This is a genomic window from Rhodococcus sp. NPDC059234 (genome assembly GCF_042754225.1).
Taxonomy (GTDB): Bacteria; Actinomycetota; Actinomycetes; order Mycobacteriales; family Mycobacteriaceae; genus Rhodococcus_G.
In genome coordinates this window covers 1-19,962 of sequence record NZ_JBHZAH010000052.1, presented here as the reverse complement: position 1 = coordinate 19,962, position 19,962 = coordinate 1, and the positions used below count along the sequence as shown (strand labels likewise).

General features: G+C 69.5%; 12 protein-coding genes and 1 pseudogene. 8 read left to right on the top strand and 5 right to left on the bottom strand.

Annotation, left to right across the window (positions count from 1 at the left end):
• Window positions 1-20: 20 nt before the first annotated feature.
• Entirely contained in the window at window positions 21-1,148 is a 1,128-nt protein-coding gene (locus ACFXGJ_RS13140; RefSeq protein ID WP_378620178.1) for a transglycosylase family protein, read from the bottom strand.
• 176 nt (window positions 1,149-1,324) lie between these two features.
• Here ACFXGJ_RS13140 and ACFXGJ_RS13135 point away from each other — a divergent pair, with 176 nt between their 5' ends.
• From ACFXGJ_RS13135 to ACFXGJ_RS13125, 3 genes are all read left to right on the top strand, one after another.
• Window positions 1,325-2,782: an amino acid ABC transporter substrate-binding protein/permease gene (locus tag ACFXGJ_RS13135; RefSeq protein WP_378620175.1), complete on the top strand. Its 1,458-nt coding sequence runs from the start codon at window positions 1,325-1,327 to the stop codon at window positions 2,780-2,782.
• On the top strand, window positions 2,779-3,534 hold the full coding sequence (locus tag ACFXGJ_RS13130; RefSeq protein WP_378620172.1) for an amino acid ABC transporter ATP-binding protein: 756 nt from the start codon (window positions 2,779-2,781) through the stop codon (window positions 3,532-3,534). The genes ACFXGJ_RS13135 and ACFXGJ_RS13130 overlap by 4 nt, the downstream gene beginning before the upstream one ends.
• Before the next feature lie 103 nt (window positions 3,535-3,637).
• A complete protein-coding gene (locus tag ACFXGJ_RS13125) occupies window positions 3,638-5,260 on the top strand; it encodes a long-chain fatty acid--CoA ligase (RefSeq protein ID WP_378620163.1) in 1,623 nt (540 codons plus the stop codon).
• A gap of 39 nt (window positions 5,261-5,299) precedes the next feature.
• Here ACFXGJ_RS13125 and ACFXGJ_RS13120 read toward each other — a convergent pair whose 3' ends face one another.
• Window positions 5,300-6,127 carry a TatD family hydrolase gene (locus tag ACFXGJ_RS13120; RefSeq protein ID WP_378620160.1) on the bottom strand — a complete coding sequence of 276 codons (828 nt, stop codon included), beginning with the start codon at window positions 6,125-6,127 and terminating at the stop codon, window positions 5,300-5,302.
• Between the two features lie 17 nt (window positions 6,128-6,144).
• On the opposite strand from ACFXGJ_RS13120, the pseudogene metG reads away from it, so the two are divergent.
• From metG to ACFXGJ_RS13100, 4 genes and pseudogenes are all read left to right on the top strand, one after another.
• A pseudogene (gene metG, locus ACFXGJ_RS13115) lies at window positions 6,145-7,704 on the top strand (methionine--tRNA ligase); the annotation flags it as partial.
• A gap of 1 nt (window position 7,705) precedes the next feature.
• Window positions 7,706-8,878 (top strand): DUF2786 domain-containing protein, encoded by a 1,173-nt coding sequence (locus ACFXGJ_RS13110; RefSeq protein WP_378620158.1) that lies wholly within the window; start codon window positions 7,706-7,708, stop codon window positions 8,876-8,878.
• 63 nt (window positions 8,879-8,941) lie between these two features.
• Entirely contained in the window at window positions 8,942-10,045 is a 1,104-nt protein-coding gene (locus ACFXGJ_RS13105) for a DUF2786 domain-containing protein (RefSeq protein WP_378620155.1), read from the top strand.
• 49 nt (window positions 10,046-10,094) lie between these two features.
• Entirely contained in the window at window positions 10,095-11,354 is a 1,260-nt protein-coding gene (locus ACFXGJ_RS13100; RefSeq protein ID WP_378620152.1) for an aminodeoxychorismate synthase component I, read from the top strand.
• Between the two features lie 23 nt (window positions 11,355-11,377).
• On the opposite strand, the gene ACFXGJ_RS13095 is transcribed toward ACFXGJ_RS13100, so the two are convergent.
• Window positions 11,378-15,493: a WD40 repeat domain-containing protein gene (locus tag ACFXGJ_RS13095; protein WP_378620149.1), complete on the bottom strand. Its 4,116-nt coding sequence runs from the start codon at window positions 15,491-15,493 to the stop codon at window positions 11,378-11,380.
• Between the two features lie 388 nt (window positions 15,494-15,881).
• Window positions 15,882-16,712, bottom strand: coding sequence for a 16S rRNA (cytidine(1402)-2'-O)-methyltransferase (gene rsmI / locus ACFXGJ_RS13090; protein ID WP_378620147.1), 831 nt, complete (start codon window positions 16,710-16,712; stop codon window positions 15,882-15,884).
• Window positions 16,713-16,735: 23 nt separating this feature from the next.
• Between rsmI and ACFXGJ_RS13085 the strand changes: the two genes are divergently transcribed.
• Window positions 16,736-18,295: a dolichyl-phosphate-mannose--protein mannosyltransferase gene (locus ACFXGJ_RS13085; RefSeq protein ID WP_378620144.1), complete on the top strand. Its 1,560-nt coding sequence runs from the start codon at window positions 16,736-16,738 to the stop codon at window positions 18,293-18,295.
• Here ACFXGJ_RS13085 and ACFXGJ_RS13080 read toward each other — a convergent pair.
• Window positions 18,278-19,897: a BCCT family transporter gene (locus ACFXGJ_RS13080; RefSeq protein WP_378620142.1), complete on the bottom strand. Its 1,620-nt coding sequence runs from the start codon at window positions 19,895-19,897 to the stop codon at window positions 18,278-18,280. The two genes, ACFXGJ_RS13085 and ACFXGJ_RS13080, sit on opposite strands and share 18 nt — an antisense overlap.
• Window positions 19,898-19,962: the final 65 nt, after the last annotated feature.

Below are 19,962 nucleotides of genomic sequence, written 5' to 3'. Positions count from 1 at the left end.
GTGAATCTAGCGCAGCGGGACTAGCGCATGCCGAGTCGGCTGGTGCACGACGGCCACGCACCCCAACCCTGCGTCTGCTGGGTCTTGCTGGCGATGGCGATCTGCTCCTCCCGGGTGGCCAGATCGGCGCGTGCCGCATACTTCAGGCCGCCCTGCCGCTCCCAGGTGTTCTGGTCGAACTGCACGCCGCCGTAGAAGCCGTTGCCCGTGTTGATGGCCCAGTTGCCGGTCGCCTCGCACTGAGCGAGCGCGTCCCAGGTGGATCCGTTCGTCACCGGCGGCACCTCGGTGCCGGGCTTGGACCCCACCCGCACGACCTTCGGCTGCGCGGGCGTGGTGACGTTGGCGGCGACCTCGTGCCGCGCGGACTCGACGCCGTTGACGGTGGTGACCGCGTACGTCACGTCCTGGACGCCGGGCGTGCCCGCGTGCTCCTGAACCGTGCGGCTCATGTTCATCGTCGGGTCCTCGATGCGCTGCTCCGGCGGGGCCAGCGGCTGGGTCTCGACCTTGTTCTCGGTGCGGGTGCGGGTGACCTTCACGTCGAGGCCCTCGGTCACCGGCGTCTCCGGGGCGGGCACGACGGTGTCCGCCTGCTCGAGCGGCACGCCGTGCGCGGCGAGCAGGTCCCCGACGGTGGCCGCGGCCAGGCGCACGGGCGCGGGGACGGCGGCGCCGTCGATGAGGTTCACGATCTTCGGACTGATCACGTCCAGGTTGGCGCCGTCGAGCGGGAGCCGCTGCGAGCGGGACGCCGAGACGTGCACGTCACCCGCGAGGCTCTCCTGAGTGAGCGCCTCGTCCACCGTCAGCGCCGTCGTCCACAGGGTGCGCGGCGCGCCGTCGACCGTGAGGGTCAGCTCGCGGGCCCGGCGCAGCACCACCGTCTCGCCGTTGGACACCGCGGAACCCTTGGCCGGCGCCACCGCGTCTTTGTCACCGATCGTGTAGCCGGCGTCGGCGAGGACGCCACCGACGTCGGTGGACATCGTGCTCAGTGCGATGGACTCGCCGTCGACATCGACGGTCACCGTCTTGTGCCTGCTGACGGCCAGCACACCGCCGGCGAGCAGCGTGAGCAGAAGCGCCCCGACGACGAGCCGCAACAGCGGCGAATCGGCCTGGTTGATCCGAGTGAGAGGTGACACGAATAGTCCTGGTGCGGTCGGTTACCGGAGGGTGACCCCGGCCTTCATCGATCACAGTACGGTAACGAAAGGGGGGAGTTTCGGCAACCACAGCGCCGTGACCTGCACAGAGATCGCAGCACGTTAGTGTCTTCGCCGGGTTACCACCCGCGAAACGCAACAGGAAGCTGAATTGAATGCGCACACACAGACGCCGCAGATTCGTCCGACTACCCGTCCTATTCGGCGTCCTCGCCCTCCTCGGCCTGGTTTTCGGCCCAGGAACCGCTGCCGCACAGACCGATTCCGACAAGACCTACGTGATCGCCACTGACGTGACCTTCGCGCCGTTCGAGTTCCAGAACGAGCAGGGTGACTTCGTCGGAATCGACATGGACCTGCTCAAGGCGATCGCCGAGGACCAGCACTTCCGCTACGTGGTCAAGCCGCTCGGCTTCAACGCGGCGGTCCAGGCCCTGCAGTCGCGCCAGGTGGACGGCGTCATCGCCGGCATGTCGATCACGGACGAGCGCAAGCTGGTCTTCGATTTCTCCAACCCCTACTTCGATTCCGGCGTGCAGATGGCGGTCGCGAAGTCGAACGACGACATCAAGTCCTACGAGGACCTCCGGGGCAAGCGGGTCGCGATCAAGACGGGTACCGAGGGTGCGATGTTCGCGGACTCCGTCAAGGACAAGTACGGCTTCACCACCGTCACCTTCGACGACTCGGCCAGCATGTACGACGACGTCAAGACCGGTAACTCGGTCGCGGTCTTCGACGACTACCCGGTGCTGCTGTACGGCATCGCGCAGGGCAACGGACTCAAGGCGGTCGGGGCGAAGGAGGCAGGCAACTCCTACGGTTTCGCGGTCTCCAAGGGCCAGAACGCCGAGCTGATCGAGAAGTTCAACGCCGGGCTCGCGAATCTGCGCGCCAGCGGACAGTACGACAAGATTCTCGACACCTACCTCGGCGAGGGTGCACAACAGGCCCAGGGCGGGAACAACTTCTTCTCGCTTCTCAAGGACACCTATCCCCAGCTGCTCAAGGGTCTCTGGCTGACCATCGTGCTGACCGTGGTGTCGCTGGCGATCGCGCTGGTGCTCGGCCTCGTCTTCGGATTCCTTCGGGTGTCGAGCAGCAAGATCCTGCGCGGCATCGGCGTCACCTACGTGGACATCTTCCGCGGCACCCCGCTGCTGGTGCAGGCTTTCTTCATCTACTTCGGAATCCCCGCCGCGCTCGGCTTCCAGATGCCTGCGTTCACCGCCGGCGTCATCACCTTGAGCCTGAACGCGGGCGCGTACATCACCGAGATCATCCGAGGCGGCATCCAGTCCGTCGACAAGGGCCAGATGGAGGCGTCACGCAGCCTGGGCATGAGCTACATGGCGTCGATGCGCAAGGTGGTGCTCCCACAGGCGTTCCGCACCATGATGCCCTCGTTCGTCAACCAGGCCGTCATCACGCTCAAGGACACCTCGATCCTGTCGGTGATCGGTATCGCCGAGCTCACCCAGACCGGAAAGATCATCATCGCGAGGAACTTCGAGTCCTTCAACATGTGGCTCATCGTCGGCCTCTTCTACTTCGTCATCATCATGGCGCTCACCAAGCTCTCCAACCGACTCGAGAAGAGGATCAACGCATGAGCGAGTCGACAAGCGTGACAACCGAACCCAAGATCCGCGTCACCGGCCTCGTGAAGTCGTTCGGCGAAAACGAGGTACTCAAGGGCATCGACGTCGAAATCGCCAACGGTGAGGTGGTCTGCGTGATCGGGCCGTCCGGCTCCGGCAAGAGCACCTTCCTGCGTTGCCTGAACAAGCTCGAGGACATCACCGGCGGCACGGTGGTCGTCGACGGCTTCGACCTCACCGAAAAGAAGGTCGACATCGACAGGGTGCGCCAGCACATCGGCATGGTGTTCCAGCACTTCAACCTCTTCCCGCACATGACCGCGCTGGAGAACGTGATGCTGGCGCCGGTGCAGACCAAGCGCGCGACCAAGGAGGAGGCCAGGGCGACCGGGCAGAAACTGCTCGAGCGGGTAGGCCTCGGCGAGAAGGCGAATGCCAAGCCCGCCAACCTGTCGGGCGGACAGAAGCAGCGGGTGGCGATCGCCCGGGCGCTGGCCATGAACCCGGACATCATGCTGTTCGACGAGGCCACCAGCGCGCTCGACCCGGAGATGGTCGGAGAGGTGCTGCAGGTGCTCCGCGACCTCGCCGCGGAGGGCATGACGATGGTCGTGGTGACACACGAGATGGGCTTCGCGCGGGAGGTCTCCGACCGGGTGATCTTCATGGCCGACGGCTACATCGTCGAGGAGGGCACACCCGCCGACCTCTTCGGGAACCCGCAGCACGAGCGCACCCAGGACTTCCTGCGCAAGGTGCTGTGACCGCCCAGCGGCACGGCGGACGGTTCGTGACTAGCATGTGACCCGGACCACACCGGTGGCCGGGCCCGATCGCGGCCCGGCCACGCACGAACCAGGAGTTGCCATGCTGAGCACGATGCAAGACGCCCCACTGTCCATCGCGCAGATCCTGCGCCACGGCGCCACCGTGCACGCCGACGCGGAGGTGGTTACCTGGACCGATCAGGGTCCGCGACGCGAGAGCTACGCCGAGGTCGGCCGCCGTACCGCGGCCCTGGCACACGCGCTGCGTGGGCTCGGGGTCACCGGCGACCAGCGGGTGGCGACCTTCATGTGGAACAACGCCGAGCACCTCGAGGTGTACCTGGCCGTGCCCGCGATGGGCGCGGTCCTGCACACCCTCAACATCCGGCTCTTCCCCGAGCAGCTCGTCCACGTCGCCAACCACGCCGAGGACCACGTCGTCATCGTCGACCCCACGCTGGTCCCACTGCTGGCACCCCAACTGCCGCAGCTGACCACGGTCAAGCACGTCATCGTCACGGGCAAGGACACAGCGGGCCTGCAGGCGCCCGCCGGCGTGCAGGTGCACAGCTACGAGGAGCTGCTCGCCGGCCAGCCCCAGGAGTTCGACTGGCCCGAGGTGGACGAACGCAGCGCGGCCGCGATGTGCTACACGTCCGGGACCACCGGCGACCCCAAGGGTGTCGTGTACTCGCACCGTTCGATCTACCTGCATTCCATGCAGGTGTGCATGAGCGACGGCCCGAACCTGCGCCAGGGCGATCGCGCCCTCGCCGTCGTGCCGCAGTTCCACGCGATGTCGTGGGGGCTGCCGTACGCCGCCTTCATGATCGGCGCGTCGCTGATCATGCCGGACCGGTTCCTCCAGCCCGGCCCCCTCGCCGAGATCATCGCCACCGAGAAGCCGACGATGGCCGCGGCGGTCCCCACCATCTGGCAGGGTCTGCACCTCCACCTCGAGCAGCATCCGCAGGACATCTCCAGCATGAAGGAGGTGCTGATCGGCGGGGCAGCGGTGCCGCCGTCGCTGATGCGGGCGTTCGAGGAGGAGCATCAGGTCGCGGTGCTGCACGCCTGGGGCATGACCGAGACATCTCCGCTCGGATCCGTTGCCCGGCCGCCCGCCGGGGCCACCGGCGACGAGCGCTGGGCCTACCGGTTCACCCAGGGCCGTTTCCCCGCGTCGGTGCAGTCCCGGCTCGTCGACGACGACGGCGCCGTCGTCCCGCACGACGGCACCAGCATCGGCGAACTCGAGGTCCGCGGACCGTGGATCACCGGCTCGTACTACGGGGTCGACGCGGCGGACAAGTTCGACGACGGCTGGCTGCGCACCGGCGACGTCGGCACCATCACCGCCGACGGCTTCCTCACGCTGACCGACCGATCGAAGGACATCATCAAGTCCGGCGGCGAGTGGATCTCCTCGGTCGACCTGGAGAACGCCGTGATGGGACACCCGGCGGTCGCCGAGGCCGCCGTGATCGGGGTGCCCGACGAGAAGTGGGACGAGCGGCCGCTCGTGGCGGTGGTGCTGCGCGAGGGCAGCGGGGCGTCCATCGAGGACCTGCGCGACTTCCTGGCCGACAAGGTCGCCAAGTGGCAGCTGCCCGAGAACTGGGCGCTGATCGAGGAGGTGCCCAAGACCAGCGTCGGCAAGTTCGACAAGAAGCGGCTGCGGGCGACGTTCCAGGACGGCGGCCTGGACGTGGTTCGCCTGTGACCGCCGGGTCCTGACAAGCCCCTCGAACTGCCGCCGCCGTCAGATTCCGTAGACCCGCCTCGCGGTCGCGGTGGCGGCGGCGGCCAGTTCGAAGGGGTCCTGACCGCGCGTCTGTGCGAGCGAACGCACCGTGTAGGGCAAGCAGTACGGCTCGTTCGGCGCGCCCCGGAACGGGTGCGGGGTCAGGAACGGCGCATCCGTCTCGACGAGCAGTTGGTCGTCGGGGACGAGCTTCGCCGCCTCGTGCAGCTCGCGGGCGTTGCGGAAGCTGACGGTCCCGGAGAAGCTCAGCACGTAGCCCGCCTCGACGCAGGCCAGCGCCATCGTCGCGTCCGAGGAGAAGCAGTGGAAGATCACGGTCTCCGGCGCGCCCTCGTCCAGGAGAACCGTCAGCAGGTCGTGGTCTGCCTCGCGGTTGTGGATCATCAGCGGCTTGCGCAGTCGCTTCGCCAGGTCGATGTGCCAGCGGAAACCCTCGACCTGATCCTCGACGCCGGCGCACCCGTCGAGTTTGCCGGGCCAGTAGTAGTCGAGGCCGGTCTCGCCGACCGCGACCGTCCGGGGATCGGCGGCGAGGCGCTCGATCTCCGCCTTGGTCGCGTCGTCGAGAACGTCGGCCCGGGTCGGGTGGATCGCGACCGCGGCGTACACCCTCCGGTCCCAGTGCGCGGCATCCACCGCGAAGCGTGCGGCAGCGAGGTCGTCGGCGACGGTCACCACCCGACCGACGCCGACCTTCTCGGCGCGGTCGACGATTTCGGCCACCGAGGCCGCATCGGTCGCACCGCAGGCATCGAGGTGCGTGTGGGCGTCGATCAGCGGCGCGAGCGGCTCGGGCAGGTCCGGGGCCGGACGATCTCTGGGCACGCAGATACAGTAAACGCACCATGACTGCATCCACCCGGCCCCCGTTCTACATCACCACGGCGATCGCGTACCCGAACGGCGCACCGCATATCGGACACGCCTACGAGTACATCTCCTCGGACGCGCTCGCCCGCTTCAAGCGGCTCGACGGCTTCGACGTGTTCTTCATGACGGGCACCGACGAGCACGGCCTGAAGATGCAGCAGACCGCCGCGAAGGAGGGCATCGACGTCCGCGACCTCGCGGCGCGCAACTCCGACGTGTTCCAGGCGATGGACAAGGTCCTGGGCATCTCGTACGACCGGTTCATCCGCACCACGGACACCGATCACGAACTCGCGTGCCAGGCGATCTGGGAGCGGATGGTCGCGGCCGGCGACATCTACCTGGACACCTACGCCGGCTGGTACTCGGTGCGCGACGAGGCCTACTACACCGAGGCCGAGACCACCCTGCGCGAGGACGGCAGCCGGATCTCGACGGACACGAGGACCGAGGTCGAGTGGACCGAGGAGTCCACCTACTTCTTCCGGCTGTCCGCATACCAGGACAGGCTGCTCGCGCTCTACGAGTCGCACCCCGAGTTCATCGCCCCCGCCACCCGGCGCAACGAGATCGTCAGCTTCGTCTCCGGGGGGCTCAAGGACCTGTCGGTCTCACGCACCACCTTCGACTGGGGCGTGCCCGTGCCAGGCGACCCGTCGCACGTGATGTACGTGTGGGTCGACGCGCTCACCAACTACCTCACCGGTGTCGGCTACCCGAACACCGATTCCGAGGCGTTCACCCGGAACTGGCCCGCCGACCTGCACATCATCGGCAAGGACATCAGCCGCTTCCACACCGTGTTCTGGCCCGCATTCCTGATGTCGGCAGGCCTCGAGGTCCCCAAGCGCGTCTTCGTGCACGGGTTCCTCTACAACAAGGGCGAGAAGATGTCGAAGTCGGTCGGCAACGTCGTCGACCCGATCGAGATGGTCGAGCAGTACGGCCTCGACGCGCTGCGCTTCTTCCTGCTGCGGGAGATCTCCTACGGCCAGGACGGGAACTACAGCCACGAGGCGATCGTCACCCGGATGAACGCCGATTTGTCCAACGAACTGGGCAACCTCGCGCAGCGTTCGCTCACCATGGTCGCCAAGAACTGCGACGGCCGGGTGCCGACGCCGGGCGAACTCACCGACGACGACCGGGCCCTGCTCGCGCAGGCCGACGCGCTGCTCGAGAAGTGCCGCGCGGAGTTCGACGTCCAGGCGCTGCACCTCGCGCTCGAGGCGATCTGGCACGTGCTCGGCGAGACCAACCGGTACTTCTCGCAGCAGGAACCGTGGGTGCTGCGCAAGACCGACCCCGCTCGGATGGCGACGGTTCTGTACGTGACCCTCGAGGTCGTGCGGATCGTCGGGATCCTGGTCCAGCCGGTGATGCCGGATTCCGCGTCGAAGATCCTCGACCTGCTCGGACTGTCCGAGACTGCGCGCGACTTCGCGCACCTGGGCGAGCGGATCGTGGCGGACAGCCCGTTGCCCGCGCCGTCGCCGGTGTTCCCCCGCTACGTGGAGCCCGAAACCGCCTGACATGTCGGGTCGCGGCACATTCGACGACGGACGCCCGTCCGCCGAGGCAGGGGCGCTCGTCGCGGCAGTCACGGCCGCGTACCGGCGCGGCTGGCAGCCCGCGGACCTGGTGCACCTGACTCGTCGCGGCGGCGAGTGCCCGCCGCCGTTGGCCGCGGTCGCGGTGCTCTACCAGGCCCGGCAGACCCGCGCCGCGGAGCGCGCCCCGGCGGAGTGGTCCGACCAACTGCGGTCGCTCGCCGAGCAGTTCCCCGATCAGGCCCGGCTCGCGGACGGGGTGCCGGTCGCCGATCCTCGCGGTGACCGTCTCGCGGGTGCGCTCGTCGCGGGCCGGTCGGGGTTCCTGGGCTACCAGCTGTCGGAGCTGGCGGCGGAATGGAACCGGCTGCCGGACACGACGATCCTGCTGCCGCCGCCAGGGGAATGGCCGGCCGACCGTGCCGAGGCCCCCGAGCCCGGCGACGGCGCCGATCCCAAGATGCTCGGGCGGATTCGCGGCCTGCTCGCCAAGGCCGAGCGCACCGAGTTCGCGGAGGAGGCCGAGACCTTCACCGCGAAGGCCCAGGAACTGATGACGCGCTACGCGATCACCTCGACCCTGGTGCGCTCGCGGGTGGCAACGAGCCGAACGTCGGTGCACAGCCGCCGCTTTCACCTCGACAACCCGTACGTCACGGAGAAGGTGCACCTGCTGACCTCGATCAGCGAGGCGAACCGGGTGCGCACCGTGTGGGCCGCCGACCTCGCGATCGCCACCGCCGTCGGGACGCGCGTGGACCTACAGCAGGTCGACCTGCTGTTCACCTCGCTGCTCGTCCAGGCCACCCGATCGATGCAGTCCAGTGCCGCCGAGGGCCGCAGCGGCGCACGAACCACGCCCTTCCGCAAGGCCTTCCTCGCCGGGTTCGCCGCCCGGATCGGGCAACGGCTTCACGAGGCCGACGCCCGAGCCACCGAGGACGCCGCCGCGGACGAGGACGTGCCGCTGAGCGCCCTGATGCCGATCCTCGCCACCACGTCGGCGGAGGTCGACGCCGAGTTCACCCGGCTGTTCCCCGCGACCCGGAGGGCGCGGGCCCGGTCGGTGGACGCCCACGGCTGGCACGCGGGCCGCTCGGCGGCCGACAGCGCCTCGCTCTCGCCCGGCGCCCGTCCGATCCGCCGCGGCAAGTAGCGCGAAAAGGCTCCCCCACCTGCCCGGACAATAATTGTCGGACCCCGGGTGCACACTGTCGCCATGGGGAGCATTCGAACGCATATTCGACAGCTGGAAACGTCCGACGAGCAGTGGCACGCGCTGATCGGCGCACTCGCCGCCGCCTACGAACGCGGGTGGCAGCCCGCCGACCTGGTCCACGTCGCGGCCCGGTCCCTCGACGCCGCAACGGTCCGGAACGCCGCCGGGGCGGTGCTGCACGAGGCGCACGTGAGCGGGGCGTGGTCGCGGGCACCACGGGGGTGGCTCGACCAACTCCGCACGATCGCCGACACCCACCCGGCGGTGAACGGCCGGTCCGGGATCGACGCCACCCAGTGCGGGTCACTGACGTTCCTGTGGCGGCGACTTCCGCGTTGGCACGTCCTGTGCCCACCACCGTCCTCCTGGCCCACCCACCGTGCCGACGACCCTCTTGACGGCACGACCAACGCCGACCCGAAGGTACTGAACAAGATTCGCGGCCTGCTGGCGAAGGCCGAGAGCACCGAGTACACCGAGGAGGCGGAGACGCTGACAGCCAAGGCCCAGGAACTGATGACGCGGTACGCCATCGGCACGGCCCTACTCGAGGCCGCTGCGCCCGGATCCCGGGTGGTCGTGCACAGCAAGCGAATTCACCTCGACAACCCGTACGTGAAGCAGAAGGCTCTGCTCCTCACCTCGATCGGCGACGCCAATCAGGTGCAGACCGCCTTCACCGCACAGCTGGGCATCGCGACGGTGGTCGGGTCCCCGGTGGACCTCGAACAGGTCGAGATGCTGTTCACCTCGCTGCTGGTCCAGGCGAACCGTGCGATGCGCACCGCCGGCGAGACCGGTTCTCGCTCCGCACCTTTCCGCAAGGCCTTCCTGTTCGGGTTCGCAGTCCGCATCGGCCAGCGACTGACCGAGGCCGGCAAGGCTGCCACCGCGGAGGCGGTCGTCGAGTCGGAGGTCGAGTACCGAGACCTGCTGCCGATCCTCGCCAACCGCGCCGAGGCCGTCCGGGCGGAGGTCGCCCGGCTCTTCGGCCCCATGCGCGAGATGACCTGCTCTGCAGCCGATGCCCTGGGGTGGCACGCCGGCCGATCCGCTGCCGACGAGGCGACGCTCGTCTCCCCCGGGCCCGCGATTGCCGGGTGAGTGATGCACACGATTCGGGCGGAGCGCGCGATCGTGTCAGTCTTGTCCGATGCAGATCGAGCGGATCGGAGACGGCGGTACCCCGGCGGAGGTGCTGCGCGAGTTGTCGCGCTGCGCCGCCCGGCGCGGCGAAGACCCACCCGCCGCCCTGATCGGCGACTGGTTCGGATCCCGGGCGGTGCTCGCGCCGACGGTGCGTACCACCGCGGTCGAGCCCGCGAGGGCGTTCGACCTGACCTCCCACCATGCCAAGCCCGTCGACCCGGCGGCCGGCGACGGGACGATCGGCGGCGGGTGGATCGGCTACCGCTCGTACCCGGATCGGCCCGCCGGCGCGCCCGGCCTCACCCTGCCCGAGGCCGCGGGAGGCTGGACCGACAGCGTCCTGAGGCAGGACACGGACGGCTGCTGGTGGTACGAGTCGTTCACCGACGATCCGTGCCCCCCGCACTGGTCCGCCGCCGTGACCCGGCTCCGAACGGTCGCCCGGCCCTGGCACATCGACTGGACTCCACCCGACCGGGCCGCGCACCGCTACGGTGTCGAGCAGTGCCTGGAAGCCATCCGCCAGGGCGAGGTGTACCAGGCGTGCGTGTGCACCCACTTCCTCGGCCGCGCGCACGGCGATCCGCTGGACTTCTTCGCGGACGCGGTCGAGGCGACCCGGCCTGCGCGTGCAGCTTTCGTGGCGGGCGAGTGGGGCGCGGTCGCCTCGCTGTCGCCGGAGCTCTATCTCGCCCGCGACGGCGACCGAGTCACCTCGAGCCCGATCAAGGGCACGCTCCCCATCTCGGGCGATCCGGAACTGCTCCGCGCCTCCACCAAGGATGTCGCCGAGAACGTGATGATCGTCGATCTGGTTCGCAACGACCTGGGCCGGCTCGCCCGCCCTGGATCGGTCAGGGTGACCGACCTGCTCGGCGTCTATCCAGCACCCGGTGTCTGGCACCTGGTCTCGACCGTCGAAGCCACCGTGCCGGTCTCCACGACCACCGCCGACCTGTTCGAGGCGAGCTTCCCGCCTGCGTCGGTCACCGGCTGCCCGAAACACCGGGCCCGCCAGCTGCTCTCCGAGTGGGAACCGAGCTCGCGTGGGGTCTACTGCGGGACCGTCGGTTTCACGGCGCCCCGAGCAGGTACGGAGCTGAATGTCGCGATCCGGACCGTCGAGTTCGATCCACACGGCGGGGCGAGGCTCGGCGTCGGCGGCGGCATCACCATCGACTCCGACCCGGACGCCGAATGGCAGGAATGCCTGGACAAGGCGGCGAGCATCCTGTCACTCGGGCTACCGACCACCCGCTTCTGAGTCGAACCGGATGCCGCACGGCGTCATTCGGACCCGCACTCACCGCGCGCGGATCCCGACAGCTCGAAGTCCGTCCACCGTTGCGCCGACAACTCCGCGCTGGACGAGCAGATCCGGTCGACGATCGACTCCGCGTCCACCCGCCACGCCCGCAGGACGCCGTCGCCGTCGCCCGCGAAGACGGTCTCCGATTCCGGCCGGAACGTAACCTGCCACCGCCCCTTCCCCGCCGTCGCGATGGGACCGCCGACCTCGCGCATGTCATCGGCATCCGACACGTCCCACAGTCGAACCGTGCCGTCGTCGCTGCCGCTGACCACGTGCCGTCCGTCCGGGTCGAACGACACCGAGTACACCGTCCCGGTGTGCCCGCGCAGCGCCGCGCCCCTGATCTCGAGCGAACCGTCGGATCGCCTGTCCCAGACCAGAACCGACTGGTCGTCGTCTCCCGCCACCATCGTCGTCCCGTCCGGGCTGAACGCGATCGAGTTGATCCCGTTGCGACGGCCGCCGGTGGTGACGGCCACCGGAGTCGGGCGCGCGCGATCGCGCACGTCCCAGGCATGGATCCCGCCGTCCGCATCGGCGGCCACCAGGTTCCGCCCGTCCGGGCTGAACGCGACCGTCCGGACCAGATTGCTCGGCCCGCCCAGCGGCTCGCCCCACGGCACCGGCCGCTGCGGATCCGCCAGGTTCCACAGCCGCACACTCGTGTCGTCGTCGCCGATTGCCAGGGTCGAGCCGTCGGGGCTGAACGCCAGCTCCCAGGTGAACCGCGTGCGGGTCAGAATCGGCTCGCCCAGTGCGAGCGGGTGCTCGCGGTCGCGTACGTCCCACAGCTGCACCTGCCCACCGTTGGTGGGTGCGGTCGCCATCAGCTCACCGTTCGGCGACAGGGCCACCACGTGTGCGCCACCGAAGGGCCGCGGCATGGCGGTCGCGCTCGCGAACGTCGCCCGGCCACCGCCGACCAGCCGCCACAACCGGATCACCGAGTCGTAGCCGCCGGTGGCCATGAGCGAGCCGTCCCGCGACATGGCGGGCAGCGTCAGCGCGGACTCCGAGACGGCCAGTGCGGTACGGGGCAGAGTCCACACCCGCACCATCGAGTCCTGGCCGCCGGTCACGATCGTCTCGCCGTCCGAGACCAAGGCCAGGGCGGGGACGCCGCCGCCGTTCCCCGTCAGCGCGGGCCTGAGCTCGCGAAGGCTGCCGCGGGCCGGGTCCACCGACCACCGCTTCACGGTCCCGTCCCAGGACGCGCTGACGAGCGTCGCACCGTCGGACGCGAACGCGATGGTCCAGATCGCGACGGTGTGGGCCTGGACCGGCACCCCGATTGGGCGCACCGCGGCCACGTCGGTCGCGTCGAACAGCCGCAGGACACCGTCGTCGCTGCTGGCGGCGAGCGTTCGGCCGTCCGGCGAGAACGCGACCGAGTGCACCACGTCCCCGAATCCGCCGAGCACCGAGGGCAGCGGGGTCGGTGTGCCGGGGTTGGACATGCTCCACAGCCGAACTGTGCGATCGTCGCTCGCCGTCGCCAGCACCGCGGAGTCGGCGCGGAACGAGACCGTCCGCACTCCGCCGGCGTGCGCGCTGAGCACCGTCTTGGGAAAGTCACCCGAGGCCGGGTTCGAGGTGTCGAACAACGTCACCGTGCCGTCGTCGTTCGGCGCGGCGAGGGTCCGCCCGTCCGGACTGAACCGGATGTTGTGCACCGTACGGGCCCCGGCACGGGCCGCCACCAGCAGCGGCTTCGGTTCCGAACGATTCGTGACGTCCCAGATGTACACGGTTCCGTCGCCGCTGCCCGCCGCCAGAATATTGCCGTCCGGGGTGAACGACACCGAGGCCATGTACTTCTGGGGTCCACCGAGCGGGACCCCGATCGGTCGCGGGTCGGCGCGGTCGGTCAGGTCCCACAGCCGGACCGTGCGGTCGTCGCTCGCCGAGGCCATCGTCTTGCCGTCACCGGTCACCGCCACGCCGTACACCGGACCCTGATGCCCGCTGAGCGCTCGGCCGACCGGAGTCGACTCGGTCGCGATCAGACCGGCGTAGGCGGAGTCGTTCCCCGGCCGCATCTGCCAGGCGGCCAGCGACAGGCGCGCGGCAGTCGTCGGGTCGGACTCCCGCAAGGAGTCCGCGAGTGCCACCACCTGACGGAACTGTGCGGCGCTGCGTTCGGACTCGGCGCGACTCTTCGCCGTCCACGCCATCGACACCGCCACCAACGCGATGACGGTCGACACCACCAACGCGGCCATCACCGCCCGCTGCACCCAGGTGTTGCGCCGCACGTGCTGGGTCGAGGCGGCGAGGAACTCCGAGGCACCCGGGGTCAGGGACGACGAGACCCGGGCCGCGCCGAAGCCCTCGACCGCGGCCCTCGACCCGTCGTGTTCGGCGACCGTGTCGAGGCGGGTTCGCTGATAGAGCAGGCTGTTGTCGCGCTCGGACTGTTCCCACCGCGTCGCGTCCTCCTCGATCTGCTGGCGCAGGGCCGAGTACGACCGGTCCTCCTGGATCCAGGTCTTGAGCCGTGGCCACGCCTCGATCACGGCATCGTGGATGAGCTCGACGCTCTCGGTGTCCGCCACGAGGACCCGAGCCGCGATGAACTGGTCGACGACCTGCTGCCCGGCAACCGTGTCGTCGCCGGCGAGTGCCAGCAGCTGCGGCAGGGTTCGGCGAATCTTGACGTCGGTGCCCGTGTGGGTGACGTACACCAGGTGCACCATGATCGAGCGCGCCAGCACCCGGCCGTGCTCGTCGAGGTCCTCCCAGGTTCGTTCCGCCGTGGCCGCCACCGATCCGCGCACGCCCCCGGTGGAGCGGTAACTCGCGACCGTCAGCGCGCCGCCGCGGCGCCGCTCCCACATCGTGTCCAGCAGGTGCGAGAGCAGCGGCAGCACGGTCCCGCTGCCCTCGGAGGAGGTCAGCACGCCGAGGTCGTGGAGGATCAGGTCGACCAGTCCCGACTCGAGCTTGAGTCCGATCAACTGTGCGGGCTGGGTGATCACCTCGACCATCTCGGCTCGCGTCAACGGCGCGATCGCCTTGCTGCGTCGTTCGAGTGCCTCTGCCAGCACCGGGTACGACAATGCCTGACCGTAGAAGTCCGACCGCATGGTCGCGATGACCGACGGCGCGGCATCCGGCGTCTCACCGGAGCCGAGCGTCGACGCGGCGTAGTCGAGGACGGTCAGGAATCGCACGCGCTCGGCATGGTCGGCGCACTGGGTGAACAACTCCTCGCTCTGGTCGACGACGATGACCAGCGACGGCGCCCCCAGCCGCCCCGCCGCCGCGCGCACCGCACGCCGCACACCCTCCCGGCTCGGCCGACCGACCACCGCCGCCAGTTCCGGCAGCGCTTCGCTCATCGCGTCCAGCGGATTCGGTCCCGGCGTGAACACCACGCTCGCGCAGGCCGCCACCTCCGAGTCGGGGTCCCTGCGGGCCAGGTCCGGGACGAGCCCCGCCTGAACCATGGACGACTTGCCCACGCCGGACGCTCCGGTGACGATGACCAACCCTTGGCCCTGCGCCGATATGACGGCGTCGGCGAGACCGCGCAGGCTCGCGCTCCGCCCGAAGAAGAGTCGGGCGTCCTCGACCCGGTAGGGCTCGAGACCCCGGTACGGCCGCATCCCGGAAACCGGCGGCGCCGCGGCGACCGGCTTGGCGGACTCCGCCCGTCCGCGGACGGTGCCGCCCTCGCGGGCGTCCCGCCACCATTCGTGCCACCGCTTGACGGAGTACAGGCCGGGGGCGGGCGGCTGGGCACCGTGCAGTTCCTGGGCGATGCGGATGAGGACGACGAGAACGGGGCGCACCGAGTCGAAGCTCGCGGGCACCCGCTTGCCCGACCGCCAGTCGCTGAGCCGTTGCACCGAGACCTGCTTGTCCGCACCGAGCGCCCGCCCCAGCGCCGAGGACTCCGACACGACGGTCTTGAGGGCAGGCCCTCCGGCGGTCGCGAACAGCAGCCGCAACTGGTCCGCGAACAGCAGCCGCGCCTCGGCGGCCGGGTCGCTCGGCAGGGCCCCGTCCCCGTCCGGCGGGTCGGCGAGTGGGCTCTGCGGGGCCGGTTCCGAACCCACCTCGCGATCGCCCTGTCGGCCATCCGTCATCGTCGATCACTCCTCGTTCACCCCGGCGGAATTCCGCTGCGGAAAAGTTCCTCACCGGCGTTGAACTGGGACGATACCCGACAAACACTGCACACCGATTGGTCGGGTTCACTGCGGCGAGCAGAGTCGACCTCGGCGCCCGGCGACCGGCGCCACGACGCAGCGCCGGCGGGAACTAGGAGTTCGAGGGGTAGTTCCCGCCGGGCAGCGACGTCATCTGAACGCACCGATCCCGAACCCGTGGAGCAACCGTGAGCAGACTCGCCGTCAAGATCGCATCGATGGTCCCGCCGACCCTCGCCGCCGCCCTCGTCGTCGCCGCCTCCGTCGCACTCATCATGGTGATGGCGGCGCCGCCGAACTGAGGGCCGCATCCCGACCCGTCCCGCTACTCCTTGCGGGCCTCGAGCACCGCCTCGTAGACCTCACGCTTGGACACCCCCGCGGTGGCCACCATCGCGCACGCGTCCTTCAGGCGTGCGCCCTCTGCCACCAACCGCTCGACTTCACCGACGAGGTCCTCGGGCTCGGCCGCGACTGGACGGGCGCCCTCGAGCACGACGGTGATCTCGCCCCGGACCCCCTCCGCGGCCCACTCCGCGAGTTCGGCGAGAGTCCCGCGGCGCACCTCCTCGTATGTCTTGGTCAACTCCCGGCACACCGCCGCCCGTCGCTCGCCCCCGAGCACGGCGACGGCGTCCGCCAGGCAGTCCGCCAGCCGATGCGGCGCCTCGAAGAACACGCATGCCCTCGGCTCGGCCGCCAGCGCCTCCAGCCACGACCGCCGCTGCCCCTGCTTGCGGGGCGGAAATCCGTCGAAGCAGAACCGCTCGACCGGCAGTCCGGACAGCGCGAGTGCCGTGGTGACCGCCGACGGACCGGGCAGACAAGTCACCGGCAGGTCCTTCGCCACGCAGGCAGCAACGAGCCGGTAGCCGGGATCGCTCACCGAGGGCATGCCGGCGTCGGTGACCAGCAGCACCGTCCGCCCCTCCTCGACGTCAGCGACCAGGGCGGGCAGCCGGGCGGTCTCCACCTGGTCGTAGAAGCTGACCACCTTCCCGGTGATGGTGACGCCGAGCGCCGAGGCGAGGTGCTTGGTCCGACGGGTGTCCTCGGCCGCGACGACGTCCGCGGTCGCGAGCGCCTCCCGCAACCGGTCCGAGGCGTCGCGGACCTCCCCCATCGGCGTCGCGGCAAGGACCAGGCAACCATTCATGGTCGACAGCCTACGATCGACGGGTGACCCAGTTGACGGACGAGCGTGCGACGCCCCCCGTCGACCGTCGAACCCTCCTCAGCCCCGGCCCGATCGCCCCTTCCCCGAACCACGGGCCGACCGACCGCTTCCGCGGCTGGGTCGTGACCGCATTCGTCACCGCGATCGCGGCGATCACCCGGTTCTCGATGCTCGGCTACCCCACCGACGCGGGCACCCCGGTGTTCGACGAGAAGCACTACGCGCCGCAGGGCTGGCAGGTGCTCACCGACGGCTGGCTCGAGGACAACCCGGGCTACGGGCTCGTCGTACACCCACCGGTCGGCAAGCAGATGATCGCGATCGGCGAGGCGATCTTCGGATACAACGGCTGGGGCTGGCGGTTCACCGCGGCGGTCGCGGGCACTCTGCTGGTCCTGCTTGTGCTGCGGATCGTGCGGCGGATGACCCGCTCGACCCTGGTCGGCGCGATCGCGGGGGTGTTGCTCATCGCGGACGGCATGACCTTCGTGTCCTCGCGGATCGGGATGCTCGACATCTTCATGGCGCTGTTCGTGGTCGCCGCGTTCGGCTGCCTGATCGTCGACCGCGACCAGGTGCTCGAACGGATGGCCCGGGTGTACGCCGAGGGCCGGATCCTCGACACCGCCTACGGTCCACGCCTCGGCGTGCGCTGGTGGCGGTTCGGCGCGGGTCTGATGCTCGGGCTGGCGTGCGGCACGAAATGGTCGGGCCTGTACTTCATCGCCTTCTTCGGCCTGATGAGCGTCGCCTTCGACGTCGCGGCACGGCGCCGGTACGGGGTCACCCGACCCTGGGTCGGGGCGGGGCTTCGCGACGTCGGACCTGCGTTGTACGCACTCGTACTGGTCCCGATCGGCGTGTACCTGTCGACGTACTGGGCCTGGTTCGCCTCCGAGACCGGCGTCGACCGTCATGCGGTCGGCTCGAAGATCGGGTTCGGCGGATCGTTCTCCTTCGTTCCCGAGGCGCTGCGCTCGCTCTGGTACTACAGCGGGAACGTGCTCGACTTCCACGCCGGCCTGACCAACTCGGCGGGCAACCACCACCCGTGGGAGTCGAAGCCGTGGACGTGGCCGATGGGCCTGCGGCCGATGCTGTACTACTTCGCCGAGGGCGACCAGGTCACCGGCTGTGGCGCGTCGAGCTGCGTCAAGGCCGTCATGCTGATCGGCACGCCCGCCATGTGGTGGCTGGCCCTGCCGATGCTCGCCTGGGCGCTCTGGCGGACGCTGGTCGGCCGGGACTGGAGGTACGCCGCCGTGCTTGTCGGCTACGGCGCCGGCTTCCTGCCGTGGTTCGCGACCATGGACCGCCAGATGTACTACTTCTACGCAGTCGCGATGGCGCCGTTCATGGTGATGGGGCTGGCCCTGGTGTGCGGGGAGGTCCTCGGCCGGGCCACGGACGCGGCGGAGAGACGCGGCACGGGGCTGCTCGCGGTCTGCCTGTACGTCGGGCTGGTGATCGCGAACTTCGTCTGGCTGTGGCCGATCCTCACCGCGCTGCCGATCACCCCCGACGCCTGGCAGCAACAGCTCTGGCTACCCAGCTGGCGTTGACCTGGATCGAGCGCGCGGCATCGTCAGCCGCCGCGTGCGCTCCGCCTGGAGGATCAACGGGTCGTGACACAGGTCGCGGTACAGCGACACGCACAATCCGATCATGACCAGGACGAACGGTGCCGCCGCGATGATCGTCATCGTCTGCAGGCCGTTCAGTGCGTCCTCGCCGCCGGTCCACAACAGCAGGACCGCGACTCCACCGGTGAGCAGGCCCCAGAACACCACCACCGCGCGGGTCGGGCGCATGGTGCCGCGCTGGGACAGCGTGCCCATCACCAGGGACGCCGCGTCGGCCCCGGACACGAAGAAGATCGCCACCAGGATCATCACCAGGACCGTCGAGACCCCGGCGAGCGGCAGGTGGTCGAGCATCCCGAACAGCTGAGATTCGGAACTGCCGCGGCCCGCGAGGTCGACGCCGTCACGCTGCTGCCCGATGGCGGCGCCGCCGAACACGGAGAACCACAGCAGGCTCACCAGGCTCGGCACGAGGATGACGCCGACGACGAACTCCCGGATGGTCCGGCCGCGACTGATCCGGGCCAGGAACATCCCGACGAACGGGGTCCACGAGATCCACCACGCCCAGTAGAAGATCGTCCACGACGACAACCACTCCGCCGTGTCCGGATTGCTCGACGCCGCAGAGCGGGCCGACATCTCGGCGATCTGGCCGGCGTACGCGCCCAGCGTCGTCGGGATCATGTTCAGGATCAGCACCGTCGGGCCGAGCACGAACACGAACACCGCCAGCACGAGCGCGAGCACCATGTTGGTGTTCGAGAGCCACTGGATGCCCTTCGACACACCGGAGACCGCGGACGCGACGAAGGCGAGCGTGAGGACCGCGACGATGCTGACCAGCAGCATGGTGCCGGCCTCCTCGAGCCAGCCGGTGACCTCGAATCCCGACCCGATCTGCAGGGCGCCGAGACCGAGTGAGGCTGCGGTTCCGAACATGGTCGCGAAGATCGCGAGAATGTCGATGACCCGTCCGATCGGGCCCTCGGCGCGGCGACCGAGCAACGCGATGAATGCGGAACTGAACAACTGCTTGCGGCCGCGCCGGTAGGTGCCGTAGGCGAGCGCCAGCCCGACCACCGCGTAGGTCGACCACGGGTGCAGGCTCCAGTGGAACATGGTGGTCGCCATCGCGGTGCCGACGCCACCGTCGGTTCCGGGCGGCGGTGTGACGAAGTGCGCGAGTGGTTCGGCAACACCGAAGAACATCAACCCGATGCCCATCCCCGCACTGAACATCATCGCGATCCAGCTGACGGTGCTGAATTCCGGCTTCTCGCCGTCCTTTCCGAGCGGGATGCGACCGAACTTGCTCACCGCCAGCCACAGCGCGAAGAGCACGAATCCGGAGGCGGCCAGAATGAACAGCCACCCCATGTTGGTCACCAGCCAGTCGAGGACCGACCCGGTGACCGAGTCGAAGCCGTCGGGCGCGGCGATGCCCCAGATCAGGATGGCCGCGACGATGGCGGTGGTGACGCCGAACACGACGTAGTCGGTGCGCGGCCCGCCGACGGGGCGTGGACTCTCGTCGGGTTGGCCTGAATCCTGCTCGGTTCGATCAGTATTGGCCAGCATGCACGCTTACGTTGCTTGCCTTCGTGCCCAAATGCAACCGCAGGCGGGTGCGCGCGTCGCACCCG